18 protein-coding genes are annotated in these 21,246 nt (G+C 59.2%); 10 read left to right on the forward strand and 8 right to left on the reverse strand.

Translation table 11 applies throughout. From position 1 onward, the window contains the following. The first annotated feature begins 8 nt into the window (after nt 1-8). From ACSSVQ_RS13600 to ACSSVQ_RS13620, 5 genes are all read left to right on the forward strand, one after another. Nucleotides 9-563 (forward strand): hypothetical protein, encoded by a 555-nt coding sequence (locus tag ACSSVQ_RS13600; RefSeq protein WP_454183875.1) that lies wholly within the window; start codon nt 9-11, stop codon nt 561-563. A 109-nt stretch (nt 564-672) separates the two neighbouring features. After that, nucleotides 673-1,944 carry an outer membrane beta-barrel protein gene (locus tag ACSSVQ_RS13605; RefSeq protein ID WP_454183876.1) on the forward strand — a complete coding sequence of 424 codons (1,272 nt, stop codon included), beginning with the start codon at nt 673-675 and terminating at the stop codon, nt 1,942-1,944. 221 nt (nt 1,945-2,165) lie between these two features. Continuing rightward, complete coding sequence (locus ACSSVQ_RS13610; protein ID WP_454183878.1) at nt 2,166-4,379, forward strand: GumC family protein; 2,214 nt, start codon at nt 2,166-2,168, stop codon at nt 4,377-4,379. A gap of 58 nt (nt 4,380-4,437) precedes the next feature. Beyond that, on the forward strand, nt 4,438-5,073 hold the full coding sequence (locus tag ACSSVQ_RS13615; protein ID WP_454183880.1) for a hypothetical protein: 636 nt from the start codon (nt 4,438-4,440) through the stop codon (nt 5,071-5,073). Nucleotides 5,074-5,196: 123 nt separating this feature from the next. Then, nucleotides 5,197-5,844 (forward strand): class I SAM-dependent methyltransferase, encoded by a 648-nt coding sequence (locus ACSSVQ_RS13620; RefSeq protein WP_454183882.1) that lies wholly within the window; start codon nt 5,197-5,199, stop codon nt 5,842-5,844. Here ACSSVQ_RS13620 and ACSSVQ_RS13625 read toward each other — a convergent pair. After that, nucleotides 5,841-7,271 carry an O-antigen ligase family protein gene (locus ACSSVQ_RS13625; protein ID WP_454183884.1) on the reverse strand — a complete coding sequence of 477 codons (1,431 nt, stop codon included), beginning with the start codon at nt 7,269-7,271 and terminating at the stop codon, nt 5,841-5,843. The two genes, ACSSVQ_RS13620 and ACSSVQ_RS13625, sit on opposite strands and share 4 nt — an antisense overlap. Before the next feature lie 99 nt (nt 7,272-7,370). Between ACSSVQ_RS13625 and ACSSVQ_RS13630 the strand changes: the two genes are divergently transcribed. From ACSSVQ_RS13630 to ACSSVQ_RS13640, 3 genes are read left to right on the forward strand one after another with little or no spacing between them, the layout of a single operon-like run. After that, entirely contained in the window at nt 7,371-8,561 is a 1,191-nt protein-coding gene (locus ACSSVQ_RS13630; RefSeq protein ID WP_454183886.1) for a glycosyltransferase family 2 protein, read from the forward strand. Between the two features lie 31 nt (nt 8,562-8,592). Next, nucleotides 8,593-9,732 (forward strand): glycosyltransferase, encoded by a 1,140-nt coding sequence (locus tag ACSSVQ_RS13635; protein WP_454183888.1) that lies wholly within the window; start codon nt 8,593-8,595, stop codon nt 9,730-9,732. Between the two features lie 11 nt (nt 9,733-9,743). Continuing rightward, complete coding sequence (locus ACSSVQ_RS13640) at nt 9,744-11,039, forward strand: hypothetical protein (RefSeq protein ID WP_454183889.1); 1,296 nt, start codon at nt 9,744-9,746, stop codon at nt 11,037-11,039. Here ACSSVQ_RS13640 and ACSSVQ_RS13645 read toward each other — a convergent pair. The 7 genes from ACSSVQ_RS13645 to ACSSVQ_RS13675 form a co-directional block, all read right to left on the reverse strand. Continuing rightward, a complete protein-coding gene (locus ACSSVQ_RS13645; protein ID WP_454183891.1) occupies nt 11,025-11,915 on the reverse strand; it encodes a class I SAM-dependent methyltransferase in 891 nt (296 codons plus the stop codon). The genes ACSSVQ_RS13640 and ACSSVQ_RS13645 overlap by 15 nt on opposite strands. Before the next feature lie 2 nt (nt 11,916-11,917). Beyond that, nucleotides 11,918-12,643 (reverse strand): cytidylyltransferase domain-containing protein, encoded by a 726-nt coding sequence (locus ACSSVQ_RS13650; protein WP_454183893.1) that lies wholly within the window; start codon nt 12,641-12,643, stop codon nt 11,918-11,920. Beyond that, complete coding sequence (locus ACSSVQ_RS13655) at nt 12,637-13,356, reverse strand: SDR family oxidoreductase (protein WP_454183895.1); 720 nt, start codon at nt 13,354-13,356, stop codon at nt 12,637-12,639. Before ACSSVQ_RS13655 ends, ACSSVQ_RS13650 begins: the two co-directional genes overlap by 7 nt. Beyond that, complete coding sequence (locus ACSSVQ_RS13660) at nt 13,353-14,192, reverse strand: hypothetical protein (protein ID WP_454183897.1); 840 nt, start codon at nt 14,190-14,192, stop codon at nt 13,353-13,355. Before ACSSVQ_RS13660 ends, ACSSVQ_RS13655 begins: the two co-directional genes overlap by 4 nt. Before the next feature lie 56 nt (nt 14,193-14,248). After that, on the reverse strand, nt 14,249-15,304 hold the full coding sequence (locus ACSSVQ_RS13665) for an N-acetylneuraminate synthase family protein (protein ID WP_454183899.1): 1,056 nt from the start codon (nt 15,302-15,304) through the stop codon (nt 14,249-14,251). A gap of 16 nt (nt 15,305-15,320) precedes the next feature. Next, nucleotides 15,321-17,003 (reverse strand): cytidylyltransferase domain-containing protein, encoded by a 1,683-nt coding sequence (locus tag ACSSVQ_RS13670; protein ID WP_454183900.1) that lies wholly within the window; start codon nt 17,001-17,003, stop codon nt 15,321-15,323. 182 nt (nt 17,004-17,185) lie between these two features. Next, on the reverse strand, nt 17,186-18,769 hold the full coding sequence (locus ACSSVQ_RS13675; protein ID WP_454183902.1) for a lipopolysaccharide biosynthesis protein: 1,584 nt from the start codon (nt 18,767-18,769) through the stop codon (nt 17,186-17,188). A 341-nt stretch (nt 18,770-19,110) separates the two neighbouring features. Here ACSSVQ_RS13675 and ACSSVQ_RS13680 point away from each other — a divergent pair, with 341 nt between their 5' ends. Both ACSSVQ_RS13680 and ACSSVQ_RS13685 read left to right on the forward strand, forming a co-directional pair. Then, a complete protein-coding gene (locus ACSSVQ_RS13680; protein WP_454183904.1) occupies nt 19,111-19,917 on the forward strand; it encodes a phytanoyl-CoA dioxygenase family protein in 807 nt (268 codons plus the stop codon). A gap of 124 nt (nt 19,918-20,041) precedes the next feature. After that, on the forward strand, nt 20,042-21,238 hold the full coding sequence (locus ACSSVQ_RS13685; RefSeq protein WP_454183906.1) for a glycosyltransferase family 4 protein: 1,197 nt from the start codon (nt 20,042-20,044) through the stop codon (nt 21,236-21,238). The last annotated feature ends 8 nt before the right edge of the window (nt 21,239-21,246 follow it).

Genomic DNA, 21,246 nt, shown 5'->3' on the forward strand with positions numbered 1-21,246 from the left:
TTCTTGTCATGCTCAAGAAGATGATCACCGCGGCTGTGCTCGGCCTGGGACTTGGGGTGTTCATGACGCCTCTGGTTGTGCCGGTTTCTTCGGCCAACGCCGCCACCGCAGATGAACTTGCGACCATGCAGACCGCTATCGAGGCCCTGATTGTCGCGAATGCCGGCGACGAAGCCGCTCTCGAGGCTGCGATCAAGGATTACGTCGCTAATTCCGACGATCCGGAAGGCGCCGCTCAGGCATTTGTCCAAGCAGTCACCAATCCGAAAAGCCCTGCGGCGCAGACCGCGCTCGCCAATAATGCCGGCCTGAAGGCCGCCGCTTCCCGCGGCCTCGGTGCCGCAATCGCCTTGATTGGGGTAGAAAATCCGGACGTGGCCAGCAGCATGCAGGCGGTGGTCGAAGCCTCCGACGATCCGACGCTGGTGACCGCTGTTTCCGAGGGCAATGCCACGGAAACGAAGTCGATCACAGGTGAGGGCGTCACGGATGAATCGTCCGAAGCCGTCGATGACGCTAATGAAAATGACACAACACCGGAAAGCCCGGCGAGCCCGAATTAGGGCTCGTCTTTCCGGCGACTATAGCGACTTTACGTTCCGTATACGCTGCGCCTGACGCCTATTCGTTCGCGTGGCAAGGAAGACAACTCGACTTTGGAGGTCACATCAAATGGGACGAGCCCGGATTTATTTCGCCTCGGCGGCACTCGTAGGCCTGACCTGCGCCGCTCTGCCGACCCTGGCGCAGGCCCAGGAGGCCGATACCAATCTTGCCGACGTTCGTGACCAGGGCGTTATGGAGCGTGCGCGGCCCGGTTATGATCCCGTTGGTATCCGCGCCGGCAGTTTCATGGTGTTCCCCACTGCTTCTGTGGGCGAGAGCTACAACGACAATATCTATGCGACCAGCAACAACACGGTCGATGATTTCATCACCACCCTTTCGGCGGGGATGTCGGCCAATTCGGTGTGGGGCCGGCACGCCCTTTCGCTGAGCGGCGGCGTAACCCAGCAGCTCTATGCCGACAAGTCCGACGAAGATCGGTTCAACTGGAACCTGGGCGGAGCCGGGCGGCTGGATATCAGCCGCGACACGGCGCTCAATGGGTCGGCGCGATATGCGCAGCTGCATGAGGATCGCGGAAACCCGAACTCTCCGACGACCTCTCAAGAACCCATCGAATACAATCTGTTCAACGCCGCGACGGATTTGAGCCACCGCTTCAATCGCGTCAATGCGAGCGTGGGTTTTGAATACAACAATTACGACTACAAGGACGCTACCACCCTGGGCGGCGCCAATATCGACCAGGACTATCGCGACCGTGACGAATACACCGAAACCGCCAGGCTTGGTTATTTCGTTTCCCCCGACACGAATGTCTATGTCGAAGGTCGGTTCGATCAGCGTCGCTACGATCTCACCACGCCCGCCGGCAACCGGGATTCCGATGGCTGGGCCGCGCTGGTCGGTACGGAATTCCAGATTTCGCGCCTGACTCAGGGCAATGTCTATGTCGGTTACCAGGAACGCGACTACAAGGCCGCCGCGCTGAGCAGCACTCAGGGTCTTGCCTATGGTATCGATGTGGAATGGTTCGCCACGCCTCTGACCACGGTCACGGTGTCCGGTGACAGCCGCGTCGAGGAAACGACCGTTGGCGCCGCATCGGGTTATGACCGCAATAGCCTGTCGGTGAATGTGGATCATGAGCTGCTCCGCAACGTGATCCTCTCCGGCGGGGTCAGCTACACCAACAATGATTTCAACGACAACCCGCGTAACGACGATACGACCGGGGCGAGCGTAGGGGTCAAGTATCTGATCAACCGGAATTTCGACCTGGGGCTGAACTACACTTACACGAACCGGGACTCCAATACGGCTGGTTTTGATTACACCCGCAACGTGGTCGGCCTGAAGTTGACCGGCAAGCTCTGATCGCAAGAGCGTTCGAACAAGTCGAGCAGGGCAGGCAGGGCGGAAGTCTTGGCCTGCCCTGTTCCGTTATGGCTGTTTTTGGCTGTCGTATAGGATGTGCAGGGTCCGCGATCATGTATATTGCGGTGCAATGTTCGGCGATTGGGGTTTAGAAGATGAACGCACCGTCTAAAGGTTCTGGCATGTCGTCGGCTAAATGGACTCCCCCTGGAGCGACGGAGGTGCAGACCGACTCCTTCCTGGAGTTCGATCTGATGGCCATCCTGCGGATCATGCGCAAGCGCGCTGGCGTTATCATCGGTATTACCGTTGTTCTGACGGCGCTAATCGTGCTTGCCATTACCCAGATGCGTCCTCTCTATACCGCTCAAACTCTGGTTCTGGTCGACAGCCAGAAGAGCAACGTCGTGGATATGGAGGCGGTCGTCTCCGGCATCCCGGCCAATGACGCCGCTTTGGACAGTGAAGTAGAGGTCATCAAGTCCCGCAATCTCATCGAACGGGTTGTGGATAACGAGAACCTGATCGACGATCCGGAGTTTAATTCAGCGCTGCGGGAGCCTTCGGCGCTTCGCTGGCTTAATCCGCGCTATCTGCTGGGCCGTCTTTTCTCCCTGTTGTCTCCAAGCGACCAGACCGACGCTGTTGAGCAGAGTGCCTCTCAGGAAGAGATGACGCAGAGATCCGTCGTGGACTCGGTTTTGTCCGATCTGGAAGTCGCAAGGCGCGGCCTCACCTATACGATCGAAATCAATTTCACGTCGGAGAATCGCTACAAGGCCGCCAAGATCGCGAATGCGATTGCCAATGCCTATATCGTCGACCAGCTCGATGCGAAGTTCAACGCGACCAAGCAGGCCAATGAATGGCTTGCCGGGCGACTGGACGATCTGCGCCGTCAGGTTACCGATTCCGAGCGCGCTGTGGAGCTCTATCGATCGCGGCACGGGCTTGAAGAATCGAAAGGTATGACCGTTACGGAGCAACAGCTCTCCGAACTCAACGCTCAGTTGATCCTGGCGCGGACCAATCTCGTTGAAGCAAGGGCCAAGTATAACCGCGCCCGGCAGTTGAGACGGGAAGGCAAGGGCGTCGAAACGGTCGGCGATGTGGTCCAATCGGGGACGATCTCGGCACTGCGTCAGAAGCAGGCGGAGCTGACCCGGGAAGAAGCCAATCTTTCCGCCAAATACGGGCCGCGCCATCCCGCGATCGTGAATATCGAGGCGCAGCAGAAAGACATTCAATCGCAGATCGCTGCAGAAGCAGGGCGAATTATCGAGAGCCTGAGCAACGACGTTTCCGTGGCCTCGACCCGTGTCCGGGCCCTTGAAAGCAATCTCAAAGAGGTCAAGGGCGAAACCGGCACCAATAATGAAGCGCTGATCCAGTTGCGCGAGCTGGAGCGCAAGGCGACGGCGAACCGGCAGGTCTATGAGGCGTTTCTCAAGCGCTTCAAGGAAACCAGCGAGCAGGAGGACATTCAGACCCCCGATACCCGGGTCATTTCCAAGGCGGTGGTACCGGGCGGGCCGTCCTTCCCGAAGACGTCGCTTTTCGTGATGCTCGGCTTTGCACTGTCGCTGATGACAGGCGTTGGCGCGGCCTTCCTGCTTGAACATCTCGATAACGGCATTCAGACATCCGGCGACCTGGAGAGGCTTCTGGCGCTGCCCAACCTGGCGTCGATCCCGCTGACGCCGAAGGAGCGTGGGCCGGATGGAAAGGTATTGTCTCCGCAGGACTATCTGGTCATGAAGCCGCTTTCGTCCTATTCGGAGGCGTTCCGAAGCCTGCGAAGCGCGCTTCAGTTTTCCAATGTGGACAATCCCCCAAAGGTCGTTCTTTTCACGTCGGCGCTGCCGAATGAAGGCAAGACGACTTCGGCGGTGTCCTTTGCGCGCGCTGCTGCGTCGGCCGGTCTGAAAGTCGTTCTCCTTGATTGCGACCTGCGTCACCCGTCGGTGGCGGAAGCGTTGAAGATCAGCCGGCCCGAACAGGGGTTGGTGGAACTTCTTGCCTCGCGTCTCGACTTCAAGGAAGTCGTCATCGAAGACGAGAAGACCGGTATGGAGGTCATCGCGGTTGCCAAGGGAACGGCCAACCCGCCCGACATTTTCGGGTCGTCGCAGATGAAACTCCTGTTTGAGCGGCTCCGCGAAACCTATGACCTTGTCGTTGTCGACAGCCCGCCGGTCATGCCTGTGTCGGACGCCCGCGTCCTGTCACAGATCGTCGATGAGACAGTGTTCGTTGCGCGCTGGAACGAGACCCCGCGCGATGCGGTGCAGAACGCGGTGAAGCAGTTGCGTGACTTCGATGCGCCGCTTGCGGGCGTCGTGCTCTCGATGGTCGATACGGCCAAGCAGGCAAAATACGGTTATGGCGACGGCGGCTATTATTACAGCCGCTACAGCAAGTACTATGTCAACTGACCAGCGGCGTACGCGCTTGAGGTTTTTGACGGCCGGTATTGTCGGGCTGTCAGGCGTAATGCTGTGTGCCCTTGCCGTGCCGCGAGCCGTCGCGACGGCCATTATCGATGCGGACGGCGGTGCGGCGCTGGAAGCGCTGAATTCAGGCGGTCCGCTTCGGGAAGAACAGCGTGTCGCAGGGATCGATCGACTTGCGCGCGCACAGGCGTTTGCGGCAGGGGACGGGGATATCGCTCTCGATATGGCCCGGCTGGAGCTGTCCCGCACCGACCCAGATCCCGATCGCGCGCGGCGGTATCTCAAGCGCGCCGCGTCACTTACCCCTAACAACAGTATTGTCTGGAGCCTTCTCGCGCGGCTGGAAGCCTCTCAGGGGGCACCGGTGGCCGATGTTTCCGCCTATCTCAACCTGTCGCATCTGACGGGACGTTTCGAATGGTCGAGCATTCTGGCGCGGATACCCGCCGAGCTTGCCTATTGGGACAAACTCGACACATGGGCACGAGACCGAGCCGTTCGCGATATGCGCCGGATGACGGATGATCGTGAATTCATGCGTAGTCTGGTGCCGGTCTATCTTCGGCTCGGTTACAACGAGCGCGCCATCCTGTTGCGGGAAGCCTTTCCGGATTCCACGCGGAAAAAGTTTTTTCTGAAGACGGCACTCCGCGCGGCTGGAATAGTAAACCGTTAGGCAGCCATGGCGTTCCCAAGGCGAAGGGCCGGGCTGTTGAAATGCCTTTGATCCAGGCATCGGGCGCAGCGGGCCGGGAAGTGTGCCGGTTATTCGTCTTGATATAGCCGATGAGGTGACGCGATGGCATTGAAGGCCGATTCAGTACAAATGCTGAAGTTGCTTTCCGAACGCGAGGGCCCCTTCGGCCGCGTCCTGGATGTCGGGTGCGGTGGCCGTATCTATGAGCCCTTCATCAATGCCGGGGAGTATATCGGCATCGACGTCGAGGAAAGCGGGCATGATCGGGCGGGCAAGATTGTGGATCGTTTCTTCGACGGAACCTCCATCCCGTTCGATGACGATCAGTTCGATCTCGTTTTATGTACCGAAGTTCTCGAGCATGCTGTGGATGCCGAGAAGCTGTTCGCCGAGATTAAGCGTGTTCTCAAGCCGAATGCGGTTCTGTTTCTGACGGTCCCCTTTATCTGGGGTGAGCATGAAGTGCCTTATGATTTCAGGCGCTATACCACCTACGGGATCAAAAGGCAGGTGGAGTTACTGGACATGGAACTCGTCTCTTTGGAGAAGGGGAGTCCCGGTGTGTCCGCTCTGATAAAGCTTGGCATCTCCGAAGTCAGACACAGCAGGACAACATCTGCGCTCTCGAAGCGTCTTTCCAGACACTGGCTGAAAGCGACGCAAATTGTCCTGGAGCGGATATTGCGGGTCGAAATGGAGCGGATTTATCTGCGAAATATCGCAGTTATCCGAAAGCGGGCAACCGGCTAGCGACCCTGGCCCTGCGTGGCGGGTGGCCAGGCCTGGCTCACGGCCATGCCCATCAGAAAAGCATAGAGGATTGATATGGCGGGTATCTGCAGGCTGAAATCGAGCAGCGAGTGCAGGCCGACCAAAACTGTTGCCGCGACGCCGATAGCAGGCAGTGTGCGGTTGCGCCGTCTGCGCCGGAGGCCGCGAGCGGCTTCTATGGCAAGCAGCAGAACCGACAGATTCAGCATGATGGCCGCAGGGATACCGAGTTCCAGTGCGTTTTCGAGATAGTCGTTATGCGCCTTGTCCCAGAAAAATTTTGAGGACAGCGTTTCGGGGCGATAGGCGGTGAAGACGCTGCGATAGGTGCCGTATCCTGTTCCCGTCCAGGGTGCCGTTTCGATGGCGTCCATCGTTGCGGCATAAACCATGCTGCGGTCGGCCGCGCTGAGATCGCTGCCGTCCTTGGCCAGCCGGTCGAACAGAAGGTTACCGCTCGCCGCCATGATGATAAGGAGCAGTCCGCCCAGAAGGGCGGCGGCGACCAGCGCGTGACGCAGCTGGAAAGACCGCTTGCGGGCGAAGGTCAACATCAGAACGAAAAGGGCCACAAGAGAACTGGCCGTTCCCGCGCGCGATCCCGTGAGGACGAGGGCTGTCATCAGCGACATCACCGCGATCGTGCGCAGGATGGCGCGCTGGAAGATCGTTTCGATGATGAGGACGGCTTTCTGCCCGGGACGCCGGTTGGTCGTGAGAAAATGGCTGAAGCTGTTGATGAAATAGACTGAGGCGCATAACAGGCAGAGGCCTGCGAATGCCGCGTATGAGTTGCGATTGACGAAGGTGCTGGAAAGGGCTGCCTGATAGGCCCATTTGTGAAAATACAAAACCTGCTGGTTGCCCAATGCGTAGACGATAATGCCGTAGATGGCATAGGCCGCGCCGATATAAACGACCGCGACGAGCGCCTGACGGGCGCGGTCCGGTTGTCGGCAGAGCTGGAGCGACAGCCAGAAGGCAGCCGCATAGCTTAGCAGCCGCATCAAAGCGGTCCGCGTCGCATTCGGGTCGACGGATATCGTGCCATGCAGAGGCTCGCCCAGAGCTCTCGACGCCTCATGCCAGATCGGATCGACCAGGCCCGCGGGCACGATCGGGAGGGATTGAAGCAGGATCCAGATGGCACAGAGGCCGAAAAGGAATAGAGGCCAGCGCAGTTTTCGTGGGGATACGACCATTTTTCCACCGCCAAAGCCGATATAGGCCGCCCAGGCGATCAGGAGAGCGCCCATGAAGGCGGCGAGGATGGCAGCGGGAAGCGGCCGATTGCTGGCAAGAGGGAGAGGCGCCAGTGCAACGACTGCGATCAGCGCGCGGAACAATATTTTCTCAGTCGCCGGGGAACGGCTGGCGAGCGATGTCTTCGGCGGCTCTGAGGTCATGAAGGATTTTCTTGCCGGGGGTCGGATTGTCGTTTTGTGACGCTCAATGGGCTTTGGAAGGAGAATGTCCAGCCCTGACGACAAGCTAAACGGTTTCGCATGGAACGATCAAACTGTCATACGGGCTTCCGCGTTGCGCCGGGTGGCCGTTTTCGGCAGAATCCAGCCGGTTCAGGCGTCGCTCGTGTCGGGGAACCGGCCGCCGGGCTCCACACCGGTATGTCGCCTGCGTTTTTTGCGACCTGTCCGGATTTTTCTTTCCTTCACGGAGCATGCTCTATTGCGTATCAGTGTGAGTGTGGGGGGCGAATAATGTCAGCTGAAGCGAACGTGGCGGCTATCGTCACCTGCTACAATCTCGAACGATATATCGCATCCGGTATCGAGAGTATTCTTGCGCAAAGCGCCAGTGCCTCTATCCGTGAGATTATCGTGGTGGATGACGGGTCCAAGGATCTTTCGCGCGAGCGGATCCAGGAGTGTGTTGGTCGCGATCCACGAATCCAGACTGTCTTCAAGGAAAATGGCGGCGCTTCGAGCGCCCGCAATGCGGGGCTTGCCCGGGCCACGGCGCCTTACATCGCTTTTCTCGACGGAGACGATCTCTGGCATGAGGAAAAGCTCGAATGTCATCTCGAGGCGGCGGCAGCTTTCCCGCGCGCGGGGCTTTATGTCGGAGATTTTGTCGAGGTCAATGAAGCCACGAATTCTTCCCGCGTTCACTGGGTCCATGATTTCAGTCAGGACGACCCGGATACGCTCAGAACCCTGTTCGTTTTCGGCGGTCCGATCCTTCCGTCCACCTCCCTCATTCGGCGTAGCGCCTTCGAAACATGCGGCGGCTTCAACGAAAATCAGAAATACAGTAATGATGCAGAAATGTGGTTACGTCTCGCCCGCGAAATCACTTTCCAGCGCGTGCCGGGCATCGTCGCGACGAAGCGCGACATTCCCAATTCCATCAGCTCGAATTTCGAAGCGCGGGTGCAGGCGCGCCGGGATCTTACGCAGCGTGTTCTCGGCTGGCGTCCGGATCTTGCCGCCTTTGCCCATCGGCGAAACATGAAAACGGAAATAGAGGCCGGGCTCGCCTGTCTCGAAATTGATGATCACCGGGCTGCGCGGCGCTATTTCCGCAAGGCGCTTCGCCTGGCGCCGGGCGAACCCGTTGCCTGGTTCTATGTCCTTGTCAGTCTGATACCGGGCGATCCTCGCCGGCGGTTTGAGTTTGTGAAGGGCCTAACCGCGCGGTTGCGTCAAAAACGCAAACAACGCCGCGTCACAGGTTGAAGGTACCGTCGTGAGGAAAGAGGCTGCCTGAATGGCACATATATTCAAATATCCGACGCCCGGGCAGAAGGGCATCCTCGTCTTCTCGCACAAGGAAGCTCGGTATTTCGAGGATCCGGGGCCGCTGGGGCGGTTGCGGAACAAGGTGGAGCGCCGTCTGGGGCGGCAGGCTCCCGGCGCGGGCGCTGCGCGGGCGCTGCGCGGGCCGATCCTGTCCGACATGGCGAAGCTGCGCGACGATTATTTCATTGGTATTCACTACGGATGGCATTTCGAGAACCCGTTCGGCGTGGGCTGGTCCGACTTCGCTTTGGCATCGCCCTCGACCCTGACCAATACCGTTCCGTCGATCCGTCGCATTCCAGTGACTTCAAACCACTTCACACCGGAAGTCTATTATCGGAAGACGGAGCCGGACCGGAAATATTGGGATGTCATCAATGTTTCGCGGCAGGGGAAGTTCAAGAAGGTGGATACCTTCATGCAGGAAATCCGGAAGATTTACGATCTCGGATATGCCTACAAGGTTCTGCTGGTCACGCCGACTGCGAAAGATGCCGACCCGGAACGCACATTCACCGAGATGTGCGATGTGTATTACGATCTCTTCTCCGCCGACGAACGGGAACTCTTCACACTGCTCAAACTCGACCCGGAGCTGCATTGGCTCGGTCTGTCGCAGACGCAGATCGCCCATTTCTACCAATCGTCGAAGGTGCTGACGCTTTTTTCCCAGAAAGAGGGCGTTGCGAAGGTGGTGAATGAGGCCCTTGCCTCCAGCCTCGTCGTCGTGACGAAGGACGATCTGACAGGCGGTGGCGCGGACTTTCTCAACGAGACGAACGCGGTCACGTTTCCCGACTATGACGAGGCGCACCGCGCCATCATCGATGCAGTGGAATCCTATGACGAACGCTGGCCAGATCTAAAGCCGCCGGTGGGCATCTCGCAGAGTGAAGGACTGGAGAAGATCAAAGCGCATTTCGCGGACCTCTACGCCGATCATGGCCAGAACTTCGATGGCGAGCTGGTCAACACCGATCACCTCAATCGCCGCATGAATGCGCATTTTACCGATGTGCCCTGGTCGCGCGGCCGTTTTGTTACGGCAGATATCGTGAACAGGGAGCAATGGGCGATCTTCATGGGCGAAGCCAGGCGCGGCCAGTGATGGAGAGACCGGTGCGACCGCGGGAAACCGAGCTTCTTGTCGGACTTCGAGCGGTCGACTGTATCTCCGGCAATGCATTGTTCCATCGGTTCAAGTCGGAAGCGGCTCATGGAAGGCGTTTTCTCTCGTTGGGCGCCCGCGCGATCAAAAGCGGACGCTGGCCCTGGTTGATGGCGCTGATGGGGGGGCTTGCCGGTTTCAATCTCGTGTGCCGCCTGTCGCTCCCCGATAAGCGGAGCAGGGTTCTTCTCATGTCGGCGACGGCGAATAATCGTCGGCAGCTGAAAAAGGTAGAAGATGCGTTGCCGGATATGTCTCCACAATGGATGGAGGTTCGGGCAAAGCGCAGCGTGTCGCAGGTTTCCTATGCCCTGTGGGAAGTGGTGCGGCACCCTTCAACTTCCATAAGAGTGCTTCGGCTGCTTTCCAAACTGATGGTGCACAAGCATCCGATGCATGCCATCGACCGGGCTCGATATGTCGTTGCCAATCTGATGATGCGCCGCGCTCTCCGGCAGCTTGACCCTCAGATTGTCGTCGTCTCGAACGATCATACGCCGGCCTGTGTCGCCATTGCCGCAGCAGCCCGTGCGCAGGGAAAACCCACGGTCTATCTGCAGCATGCGCATGTCTCGCCGCTGTTTCCGCCGCTCAATTTCGACCTCAATGTGCTGGATTCGCAGGCCGCTCTGGATATTTACGAAGCTCGCGGTCCCCGGCGCGGACGCGTCATCTTCAAGGGCATAGACGGCGACAGCGTGCCTCTCAGATTGAAGGCGATGAGCGAGCCTGTATCCGATCTTACGGTTGGTGTCGTTCTGAACAACTCGCGCCCGCAAGCCGGCCTTTTCAAAGGACTGGCAGGGCTCGTCGCCGATGAGAGGGTTTCACATGTGTTCGTCCGTCCTCATCCGGCCTCGCCGGTGGGGTGGTATGACGACCTTCCGGAAGGTGTCGAGCTGCGGATGGCGCGGGTCCCTCTCGCCGTCGACGCCCGGAACGCGGATTTGATCCTGGCCGGCAATACGTCGGCGGTTCTCGAAGCCCTGAAAGCAGGCGCGCCCACGGTTCTGTGGGAAAGCATAGATAACGTCGCGAGCGACTATTATGGCTTCGTCGCCCATCGTCTGGTGCCGACGACCAGCGATCCGGCAGCACTTTCTTTTTCCGCGATCAGTGCCTTCTTCTCCGGCGACTGGACCGAGCGAATGCGTTATTTCGATGCGTCCTATATGGCGGACGAAGCCGTGGACCTGCGAGCCGCCATGCTGGCAATACTGGAGCGCTCGCCGTCAAACCCGGCGTAAGGCAGCCGTCAGGGTCTCACCTTTGCCGGCCCGGTCGATTGCCGTCCAGAGCAGGCGGTTCAGACCGCGGGCGACGGCGCTTTTCTCCGTAGCAGCAAGCCATGTGGCTTCCAGCCCGGCGAAGCGAACGGGGAACCCGGGAATACGGCCGCGCGTCAGAATGGTCGAGGTGAAAAAACTCAACTCGTATTCCTTGCCGAACCTGGCTTCCAGGCCTTTGCGGGACGGCATGTATATGTGGCCGGGCTCGAACAGCATGTCCCAGCGGCCGAGACCCAGCCTGGCGCCCAGGCTATCGACATTCGGAAACTGGTTGATGAAAACACCGCCCGGTCTGATATGCGACTGCATGATGCCGTTCAGCCAATCCACCGGCTGATCGATATGCTCCAGAAGGCCGACGCTGATCGCGATGTCGAATTGTTCGCCCTCGGGCGGATCGGGAAGTACCCGGAAGCCATCCGCCTGCAGCGCCTTTACATAGCCGGGATCCTTCTCGACAAGCGTTATGTCGTCATAGCCGTTGTGGCGCATGTAGCGTGCGAGCCAGCCGGCGCCGCACCCGATTTCGAGAATGCGGACATCCTTGCTTTCTGGGAATGCGCTCAGAATGTCGTGCGAATAGGGGTAGGAGAAGGTCTGCGGGGCCTTGTTGTGGCCGGCGTTGTAGTTAGCGGAGGAAGAGTAGGGTGCCTCTTCGTAGTCGATCTTCCCGCCGGTTGCGAATTTCTCGATCGAACCGCAATTTCGACACCGGTGCCCGTCGAACGTTTCGCGCGCACCGCGCGTGAGGCCGAGCGGAACGCGCTTCAGGCTGGAATCGAAGTGATATTCCCGGAGATCCGAGCTACCGCAAAAGAGGCAGGTTCCTGCCATGGTCAGTATCCCTCATCCGAGACAAGGTGGCGGACATAGGGTTCGAGTTCGGCGAAGCTTATAGCTTCATAGGCTTTGGGCGGGAGCTTGAGAAACTCCAGATAGTCCGCGATGGTGTCGACGCAGAAGCGCAATTTCGGGTGACGAAGGCCGGCAGGGATGTCGGCGACGATGCGCTCGATCCCGCCTTCATTGTCATCGCCGATCACGAGGTGTTCACGCGTCGCCGGCAAGGTCGAATGCTCGGCCATGGCGTGGAGGGCCGCGCCGGTAAAGCCGCTCACCACGGTTCCATTCGGCAGTTGTTTGGACGAGTAGAGATCGACAATGACCTTGCTGTCCGGCTCCCCGAAGTTGCGAAAGGTCTCGATGATCAGCTCGAAGGGCTCGATCACCAGAAGGGGGTTGTCGGCCGTCACACGTATGATCCGTTCCGCGCCGATCGCGTCGATTGCCTTCTCGAACCGTCCAAGGACATCCTGCGCGGACCCGCCGACTAGCCGCACATTATCGGGCCAGTCCGAATGCTTGCGGAAAAGGGCCAGCTCTTCCTCGGGGACGGCGAGGCAGACGGGGCTGCCCAGTCCGAGCCGGTCACGTATGCGCAAGCATCTTTCGACAACGGATTCCACAACCGATTTCCCGTTGCCGAGCGGCAGGAATACCTTTGCCGGCAGCCGGGAACTGTCGAGGCGGGCCTGGACGACGATACCGGTGGTTTTCAGCATGCCGTCCATCCGCCATCGACCGGAATGTTGGCGCCATTGACGTAGGTGTTATGCTCATCCAGCAGAAATTCGAAAGCCGATACGAGCTCGTCCGGCTGGGAGAGGCGGCCCATCGGGGAGCGATGGGAGAAGTTTTTGACGAATGTCGGGTCCTGATTGTTCTCGATGCCATGAGGGCTGATCGAGTTGCAGAGGATGTTGTACTCCTTGAAATAGGAGCCGACATATTTCGTTAGGCCGCCAATGCCGAATTTGCTGACCGTGTATATGAACGGATTTCCCATCTCCGTGTTCTCGTAGAGAGCAGGGTTCGAGGAGATCAGGCCATAGGTCGAGCCCAGATTGATGATGCGGCCGGGTTCGGGCTTTCCCGCGACCCGATGGATATAGCTCGATGTCGATATAATCGGCAGCTTGACGTTCACGTCGAGCACCTTGTCGATGAAGTCGAGATCGACCGTCTTCAGCGAGTGGTCGACGAAGCCCGCTGGCTTGAATTGCTGGCAGTGCACGACGGCATAGTAATCGTTCCCCTCATAGAGGCCGGGGACTTGGTCTATGCCGTTCAGAACCACGTAGTCGGAATAAAAGTCCGACTTTGCCTCCATCACGTCGACGCCGACGATGTCGTAGTCCTTGCTCAGGGCGGAGCAGACGCTTTTGCCAATGCGTCCCTCGGACCCGAAGAACAGAATCTTCTTTCGTTCGCTCATAAGTGCAGTATCCATCTCGTGTCAGCGGCATGGGGGACAATGTAGCGGCCGTTCAGAAGGTCGAGCCACATCGCAAAGTAGGTCAGGTCGACATCGCTCTGCTGGGTAGCGGTGCGAAGCCGGACCGGTTGGAATTCATAAGAAAGAACTCCGCTGTCGGTCTCCAGACGATAGCGCCGCCTAGGCGATTTGGTCGTGATGGAACTTGTGACGCAAACGGATGAATCTTTGCTGCCGAAGATGAATCCCGTATCCACGCGATTTCCATCAATGTCCAGATAGTCATATTTCCGGCTGAGCGAGCAGGCCGACGGCTCGATCCCGAGAAAGCTGATCATGTCGAGTTCATGCGCGTTGGTTTTTACGCATCCGCCGCCAAGGTCGGCCCGGAAGACATAGGATTCTCTCCAGTCTTCCCAGGGGTGCCAAAGCCGCGCATCGGTATGGAACTGGAGTTTCAGCGCCCGGATTCTGTGCTGTTGGGCATGCGCCATCTGGACGAAAGGCAGATAGCGCAGGTTATAGAGAACCCTTATCTTTTCGGACTCGATGTCGGGGCCGGGTTTCTCGCAGAATATTTTTTCGAAGCCCGCTGCTTCCGCGATCCGGCAGGTTTCGGTGTGAAGGCCGGTGGGCACGGCGATGACAGCGAAATCCTGACGTGCCGGCGCTATGTCGTCATAGCCGACGACATCGGAAAAGTTGTTCGGCAGTTCGATTGCATTACGATCGCGCTGCGATCGCGATACGGCTATCGCCTTGACGCCGCAATGATGCAGAACCCGGCTATGGCGGCAGGCAATCGATCCTGTGCCGAATATGTAGGCAGTGGACATGCGGTCAGAGCCTGTTTGCCGGCGGAGTGCGGGACCTGCTGAATTTCATACCGGGGTCAGAGCTCCACGTCGTTCCAGTGCAAAAGCGTATCCGCTTCGATCGGGCGCGTTGCCTTCAGGCCGACGATCTGGTCCCAGTGCTCGCTGCCGATACCTGTGCCGGGCCGCTTGGTCACAAGGGCGTTCTCATCGAGGACTTCTCCTTCTTCGATGTCCCGCGCGGCGACGATACTTCTACGGGCATATTTGCGGGCATCGGCTTCATTGCCTGTGTCGCCGCCTTCTTCCCCGGTAAGCGCGCTCAAGAGAGACAGCTTTTCGTTGAATTTCCTGAGCGTCTGCTCGTCCATCGCGTGATAGTGGTCGTTTCCCTGAGCCGAACGGTCGTCGGTAAAGTGTTTTTCGAGAACCACCGCGCCGAGCAGCGTGGCGACTTCGAGTGACGTCATGGTGTCGTCCGGAGCGACGTGATCGGAATAGCCGATGGCGAGGTTCGGAAAGATGCGCTGTAGCGTCGCGATGCGGGCGATCTGCGCATGATCGATGGGCGTCGGATAGTTGAGGACGCAGTGGAGGAGGACGATTTGAGTGGCGCCCGCCTCCGTCAGGGTTTCAATGGAAAATTCGATTTCCGGCAACGTCGCCGCGCCGGTGGACATGACCACTGGCTTTCCTGTTTTCGCGACCTTGCGGAGCAGGGGGACGTTGAGAATGTCGGCAGATGCGATTTTGAAGAAGGGCACCAGCGGATCGAGCGTATCCACCGCTTCCAGGTCGAAGGGCGTCGACACGAAATGAATGCCGACTTCATTGCTGTATTCGGCCAATGCCTGGTATTCGGCCGGGCCGAACGCATCGTATTTGGCAAAAAGCTCGCGCTGGCTGCGGGTCGGCTCCTTGGAGAGGTCCCAATAGGCGGGGCTTTCCTTGGCGGCCAGTTTGCCGGCCTTGTAGGTCTGGAACTTGGCGGCGTGGGCGCCGCCTTGCGCCGCCTCACGGATCATCTTCTTTGCGCGATCGAGAGACCCTTCGTGGTTTACGCCGATCTCCGCGATGATATAGGGCCGCATGAAGCTGCCGCTTTCGACACCGTCCAGTTTGAATGTGTTCATATCGGTCACCATGGAATTATGAAACGAGCGCGCGGTCTCGTATTTCGTTGTGGTTCAGCAGGTCGCTGATCATCCTGTTCACGTTTTTGCGGCCCGACCGGAGGTTCAGCGCCTTCACTCTCTCTTTGAGCGTGTCGCGGAGGCCAGGCTCGTTGAGCAGGCGGTCGATGGTCCCGGATATTTCGTCGTCGGCCACATTGACATGCAGGCCCAGATTGATGATGCCGTTTTCTTCCGATGCGTAGGTGTGGGTGGTTTCACGCTGGTTTTGGCATATCACAAGAGTGGGCACATGCAGAGAGGCAAGCTCGAAAACCGTTCTGCCACCCGATGTGATGGCAAGGTCCGCGCGGGCCATGTAGCGACTGATCTGGGTGGTGTTGCTGACAATTTCGGCATTCGTCAGCCCCGATGATGTCAGCATGTCTTCCAGGGCTTCCCTGTTGGGATAGCCCGGTCCGAGAACGATGTCGGCCGTGATCGCGTTCTCCTGCAGCAATGGCTGCAGGAGGCGGAGAAGGCGGACCGAGAGGTTTGCCGGATCGACGCCGCCGAATGTGATCAGGACGCGGGGCGGTTCCCCGGCGGTTCGTGGCTTTTCGTGCGGTACGTTCAGAAATTCGTCCCGCAGGCAGAAATAGGCGGGCCCGCCAAAGACGTGCGGATCGGTGACGGGGTAGGGGTAAAGCGCATTGAAGACCAGATCGGCCATCTTCGCGCCTTCTCCCATATCCTCGAAATTGACCACTTTGAGCCCAGCCTTCTTCATCGCGTGGATATATGAGCCCGTGGTATCCAGGATGTCGTTGATCACGAGATCGGGTTCGGCAGCCAGCGTCGCTTCCAGGCGTTTTCCGTTCGGGCAGACGATGAGTTCGTAATTGCGTGCGGAAATTTCCCGTTGCGCGAAATCGTCTTCTTCCTGGCACAGGAAAACGACTTCATGTGAGACAAGATCGCCACCCAGCAACAATCCGCGATAGACGTGTCCGAGGCCGACATCCTTACGGCCGATCACATTGATGACCACTTTCTTCTGCGAAAGGATGCTTTCGCAAAGCCGGAACCCCAGCGATGTCCGAATTTCGACAGAGGCTTCTTCCGGCAAAATGAGCGGCTCGACATTCTCGCCTATGAAGGAACCGCGCTCGATCTGTTCGCGGCGGCAGCCGACGACGGTGCCTGTTTCACGGAAGACGGGCGGCAGAAACTTCCGGTTCACGCGCGCTTCGTAAGCCGGTTTCAATTTGCCGTCTGTTTCGTGCCAGCGGAGTTGCCGGTCATCGGTAACGGACAGGACCGTATCAGCCTCACCTTCCATCAGGCGCCCGATCGCCAGATCGACCTGGGCCGGCGCGACCAGCGGGGCCATCGGCTGAAGGACGACGACGAAATCGAAGGTTTGATCGGAGCTTCGCTCCGTTTCCTGCCATGCGTGGTGGACAACGGGGTCGAGCGTGGTTTCCTCCCGGGAGAGTTCGGGCGGCCGCTTCACGATCTGCGCGCCGAAGCGCTCCGCGAGCAGAGCGACTTCCTCATCTTCGGTCGAGACGACGACGACGGGCTCGAATTCGGAGTTCAGCGCGGCGTGGATTGGATAGAAAATGAGGGGACGCCCCTGAAGGCTCCTCAAGTTTTTTCGCGGAACGCCTTTCGAGTCCCCTCTGGCGGGGATCACGACCAGAACTCTAGGGTACATATGCTGTCTCTTCCCGCTGCGGCATGGCGGCTTCAAACGACGGCAGTATATTGAAACTCTGCAACAATTTGCGATGCCGCTTCAATTGAAATTGTTCAAATCTGATCCGTTACCGGCGGATTTCCGCGGCAGTTCCGGATCCGTTGCGTCTTTGCAGGTGGCGTCGGCGGCAACGGGTCCGGTCATCGCGGCTCGAGGCCTTTTCGTGTCAGGCTGGCGAAGGCCGAGAGTACGGCTTCCCACAAACGCCGCCGGTGTTCCCGGCTGAGGCCGAACATGAAGGACGACAGAAAGGTGATCGCCGCCCATACCAGCCCCACCGCCGCGACGGTCGGAATGTCGCCAAGGCCGGAGATCCAGGGGAGCAGCGGGACGGACAGGGCCAAAACGGCCAGTGCCGGCCACGCGCCGGCCAGGATGCCGTCCAGCACATAGGTCCTGAAGGGAATCCCAACAGCGCGCAGGATACGCGTGTACCAAACCGGATTGACGAGCATGGCGCTGATCGGAATGGCAAGGAATGCGCCCGACACACCGAAATTCGTACCGAGAACATATATGAGCACACTGCTCGCGGCAGCGACAGAGAGGTTGAAAAGGGTCAGGAAACGTATCTGTTCGTCGATAGCCGCGGCTGCCCGGGCGAGCACTTTCGGTGCCGCATTGAACAGGAACAGAAGCAGGCCGATCTGCAAGGCCGGCGCATAGGCGGCGTAGTCCTGGCCGGCCCAGATCGACAGGATCGGCGTGGCGAACAGGGTGATCAGCGTCACAAAGGGGGTAAAGAAGGACATTTGCGCCCTGGTTCCCTTCAGGACGAGGTTGTGCATTTCCTTGACGCCTCCGCTGGACATGCGGTGGCTCGCGGTCGGCAGGACAATCCGGTTGAATGTGACGGAGAGAGAGGATGAAGCGCTGAGAATCTGGCGCAATCCAAAATAGATGGGCACGGCGCCTACGCCGAGCGCGGCGCCAACAATCAGCTTGTCCATGGAGTTATTCAGGGTGCTGCCGATCTGCCCGATCGCCATCCATTTGCTGTAGTGAAATATTTCCCTGAAGACACGGCGCATTCCGCCGTCGATCCTGATGATCGAGGTGCCGAGGAGTTGCTGGGCCCTGAAGGCCAGGAACAGCTGCTGACAGATGACCGGAAGCGTGGCCAGGATGAAAAGCCACTCGACTCCCCAGCCTGCCAGCGCGCCTGCGACGACGGCAATCGTGCGCACGATCTCTGCGGCCAGGCGCGAGAGTGTCGCTTCGTTGAACCTGTTGAAGCCCTCGATGGCGGCCCGGAACGTCGTGAGCGGCCAGGACAGGAACAGCGCGGCGGCGGCGAGGTAAAGCCCGCCTTCAAGGCCGGGAACCTCGGTGTTGTCCGCAAAGATGCCAGCGCCGCCGACATAGGTGAAAAGAGCGACGCCCAATCCGGCCAGCAGGCCGAAGCCCATCATGGTCGCCAGCGTTGCGGTCACGGCGCGGGCAACGTCTGCGCGGCGGTCCTGAACCATGAATTGGGGGATGTAACGCTGAAGGCTCTGCCTCAACCCGCCGTCCAGATAGTCGAACTGCATGACGATCGAGGAAAGCAGCAGGAATACGCCATAGGTGTCTAGCGGAAGGAGGCGGATGAGGATGCCGAACCGGACCAGCCCGATCAGGAGGATCAGAGGGTTAACGGCGGCGGCCGCGAGCGCGTTGGAAACGGCTCGTTTCCCGGAATAGAGCTTGGCGGTATGCCCGGCCGTTTCATTGCTACCGCTCAATCGAGACCCCTGTTCCAAACCAACTCCTGCATGACCCGCTCAACCCGGCAAATCGGTGGGTTGGTCGACATTCTACGCTTCGATAGGAAGACATCTTTCCGGCATCGGGTCCAAAGTGGCGAAGCCATGCAATCCGGTGCTTCTTCGGCTCGCGAGACGTGCTCTCAGGAGGGTTTATCCGATTCCGGAGCATTAACGGATTGTTCCCGCCATGGCGTCAGAGCCTAATGTTCGCTACCAATTGCCGCAATTGGGAATTCCACCAGCCAAGATGTCGGTATTGATCTAAAATCGACAAACCTCGGGGTTGCTGCAACACTTCATTGGTGTAGGAGAAAGCTATGCTTCTGGTCGATACACTCCGAATTGGAAAGCGGGCGCTCGCAGCGCGCCAGCTTGTTCATCCAGCTCCATCGCAAACCGGATCCGCCCAAGCCAATGGCTGGCTGGAGGAAGTCCGGCGCGAGGGCATTTGCGTCGTTCCGGGTTTCTTTACCCCCGATGAATGCGCCGAGATCCGTGAAGATTTCGTGACCCTCTTCGACCGCTATCCCGAAGCCGTTCAGAAATGCTCCAACGGGGCCGACTGGCGCGTCTTCGGGGCGGAGAAGGCGGCCCCCTCCGTGCGCCGCTTTACCGATGACACACGCCTCAACGAGATGGCGAAGTGTTTCCTCGGCGAGGGAGCAAGGCCCGCTTTCACGCTGGGTAACCGTATCCAGTATTCGGAAAGCAATCTGGGGTCCGGCGATGGGTGGCATCGCGACTCCTTCTTCAACCAGTTCAAGGCGATCGTTTATCTGACGGATGTCGAAGAGGAAAACGGGCCCTTCGAATATATCAAGCGTTCCCATGGCCTTGCCGCGAAATTTCGCGATCATTTCCGCCATGATATTCCGCTTCATTCGAGCCGGGTCGAGGATAGTGTCGTCGAGAGCATGATCGCCGACGAGCCCGACCGCCACAGGGTGGTTTGCGGCACCGCCGGTTCGCTGGTGCTTGCCGATACGACCGGCATCCACCGAGGCCGCCCGCTCCGGGAGGGAACGCGGATCGCGCTGTCCAACTACTTCTATCCCGAAAAGAACATCGGCGAGCCGCTTTTTGAGCATTTCAAGCCGGTGCTCGGCTATCATGTTTCCGTATGAGCGGCGCGATGGCGTCTGGTTGACAGACAACGAGCGGGCAAGTTCTCATTTCACTCGGAGCATGATCTTGTCGTGAGGCAGGTCGTCTTCTCCGGGTACCACGTATAATATCTGGGACGCCAGCTTGCGCATTGTTCATATCATTACGCGGTTCGTAAGCGGCGGTGCCGACGAGAACACGGCGCTGACCTGCAACAGGCAGGCGGAAATGGGGCACGAGGTCTGGCTGGTCCACGGCGCGGCCTCTTCCGAGCGCATGCTGGAAATGACGGATGAGCGCGTAAAGGTCGTTCCTCTTCCCACGCTTGTCCGGGAAGTCGATCCTCTGCGGGACATCCGCGCTTTGGGCGCCCTGGCCAAGATTTTCCGCCGTATCCGGCCCGACATCGTCCACACGCATACGAGCAAGGCGGGGATCGTCGGCCGGATGGCGGCGCTTTGCGTACCGTCGGCGAAGGTCATTCATGGCGTCCATATTCTTCCGTTTACCGGCGAGCGATGGCCGAAGCGCTTTCTATATGTCGCTCTCGAAAAGGCCGCGGCGCTCCGCACGGATGCCTTCATCGATGTCAGCGAAGGGATGAGGGATTTGTGCCTTGCTTATGCGCTGGGCAGCGAGGCCAATCACCACGTGATCTTCAGCGGCATGGATGTGGAAGGGTTCCGGCATGCGGCGCCCGCCGATGATTTGCAGGCTCTGCGCACGGGCGAGGATGAGGTGCTGATCGGCTATGTCGCCGTGCTGGAACGGCGCAAGCGCCACCGGGAGCTCGTGCAGTCGCTGATACCGGTGCTCCGGGCCCATCCCCATGCGCATCTGGTTCTGGCCGGAGAGGGGCCGGAACGGCCTGTTCTTGAAAGCATGATCTCGCAAGCGGGCCTGGAGCGGCAGGTTCATCTCTGCGGCTTCCGGAACGACATAGCCAATGCAATTGCCGCATGCGATTTGTGCGTTTTCGGGTCCGAGCGCGAAGGTCTGCCGCGCTCGCTGGTTCAATATGCGCTGGCGGGCAAGCCCATCGTGGCGACCCATCTTCCGGGTATAGAGCGGATCGTGCGCGAGGGTGAGAACGGGTATGTCGTGTCCGAACAGGATTTCGCGGCGTTTTCGCAGAAGGTCGAGAATCTTGTGAGCGATGCGGCTCGGCGTGACGCTTTCGCGCGGGCAAGTGCCGCGCTCGACCTCTCCGAATGGGATGCGCGAACGATGGTGGACCGCATTCAGGACGTATATGCTGGCGTTTCCACCTCCGGCGGCGGTCCGAGACGGGGCGGCCGCGCGGCGGTCGGCAATGTACATGATTTGCCGCCGCAACCTTGATGAGGGCT

The sequence above is a fragment of the Parvibaculum sp. MBR-TMA-1.3b-4.2 genome (assembly GCF_053628815.1).

What these genes read in the sequence shown, in the direction of transcription:
- ACSSVQ_RS13600 (WP_454183875.1), top strand. Translation starts at nt 9, where the DNA reads ATGCTCAAGAAGATGATCACCGCGGCTGTGCTCGGCCTGGGACTTGGG.
- ACSSVQ_RS13605 (WP_454183876.1), top strand. Translation starts at nt 673, where the DNA reads ATGGGACGAGCCCGGATTTATTTCGCCTCGGCGGCACTCGTAGGCCTG.
- ACSSVQ_RS13615 (WP_454183880.1), top strand. Translation starts at nt 4,438, where the DNA reads ATGCTGTGTGCCCTTGCCGTGCCGCGAGCCGTCGCGACGGCCATTATC.
- ACSSVQ_RS13620 (WP_454183882.1), top strand. Translation starts at nt 5,197, where the DNA reads ATGGCATTGAAGGCCGATTCAGTACAAATGCTGAAGTTGCTTTCCGAA.
- ACSSVQ_RS13625 (WP_454183884.1), bottom strand. Translation starts at nt 7,271, where the DNA reads ATGACCTCAGAGCCGCCGAAGACATCGCTCGCCAGCCGTTCCCCGGCG.
- ACSSVQ_RS13630 (WP_454183886.1), top strand. Translation starts at nt 7,371, where the DNA reads ATGGAACGATCAAACTGTCATACGGGCTTCCGCGTTGCGCCGGGTGGC.
- ACSSVQ_RS13635 (WP_454183888.1), top strand. Translation starts at nt 8,593, where the DNA reads ATGGCACATATATTCAAATATCCGACGCCCGGGCAGAAGGGCATCCTC.
- ACSSVQ_RS13645 (WP_454183891.1), bottom strand. Translation starts at nt 11,915, where the DNA reads ATGGCAGGAACCTGCCTCTTTTGCGGTAGCTCGGATCTCCGGGAATAT.
- ACSSVQ_RS13650 (WP_454183893.1), bottom strand. Translation starts at nt 12,643, where the DNA reads ATGCTGAAAACCACCGGTATCGTCGTCCAGGCCCGCCTCGACAGTTCC.
- ACSSVQ_RS13655 (WP_454183895.1), bottom strand. Translation starts at nt 13,356, where the DNA reads ATGAGCGAACGAAAGAAGATTCTGTTCTTCGGGTCCGAGGGACGCATT.
- ACSSVQ_RS13660 (WP_454183897.1), bottom strand. Translation starts at nt 14,192, where the DNA reads ATGTCCACTGCCTACATATTCGGCACAGGATCGATTGCCTGCCGCCAT.
- ACSSVQ_RS13665 (WP_454183899.1), bottom strand. Translation starts at nt 15,304, where the DNA reads ATGAACACATTCAAACTGGACGGTGTCGAAAGCGGCAGCTTCATGCGG.
- ACSSVQ_RS13670 (WP_454183900.1), bottom strand. Translation starts at nt 17,003, where the DNA reads ATGTACCCTAGAGTTCTGGTCGTGATCCCCGCCAGAGGGGACTCGAAA.
- ACSSVQ_RS13680 (WP_454183904.1), top strand. Translation starts at nt 19,111, where the DNA reads ATGCTTCTGGTCGATACACTCCGAATTGGAAAGCGGGCGCTCGCAGCG.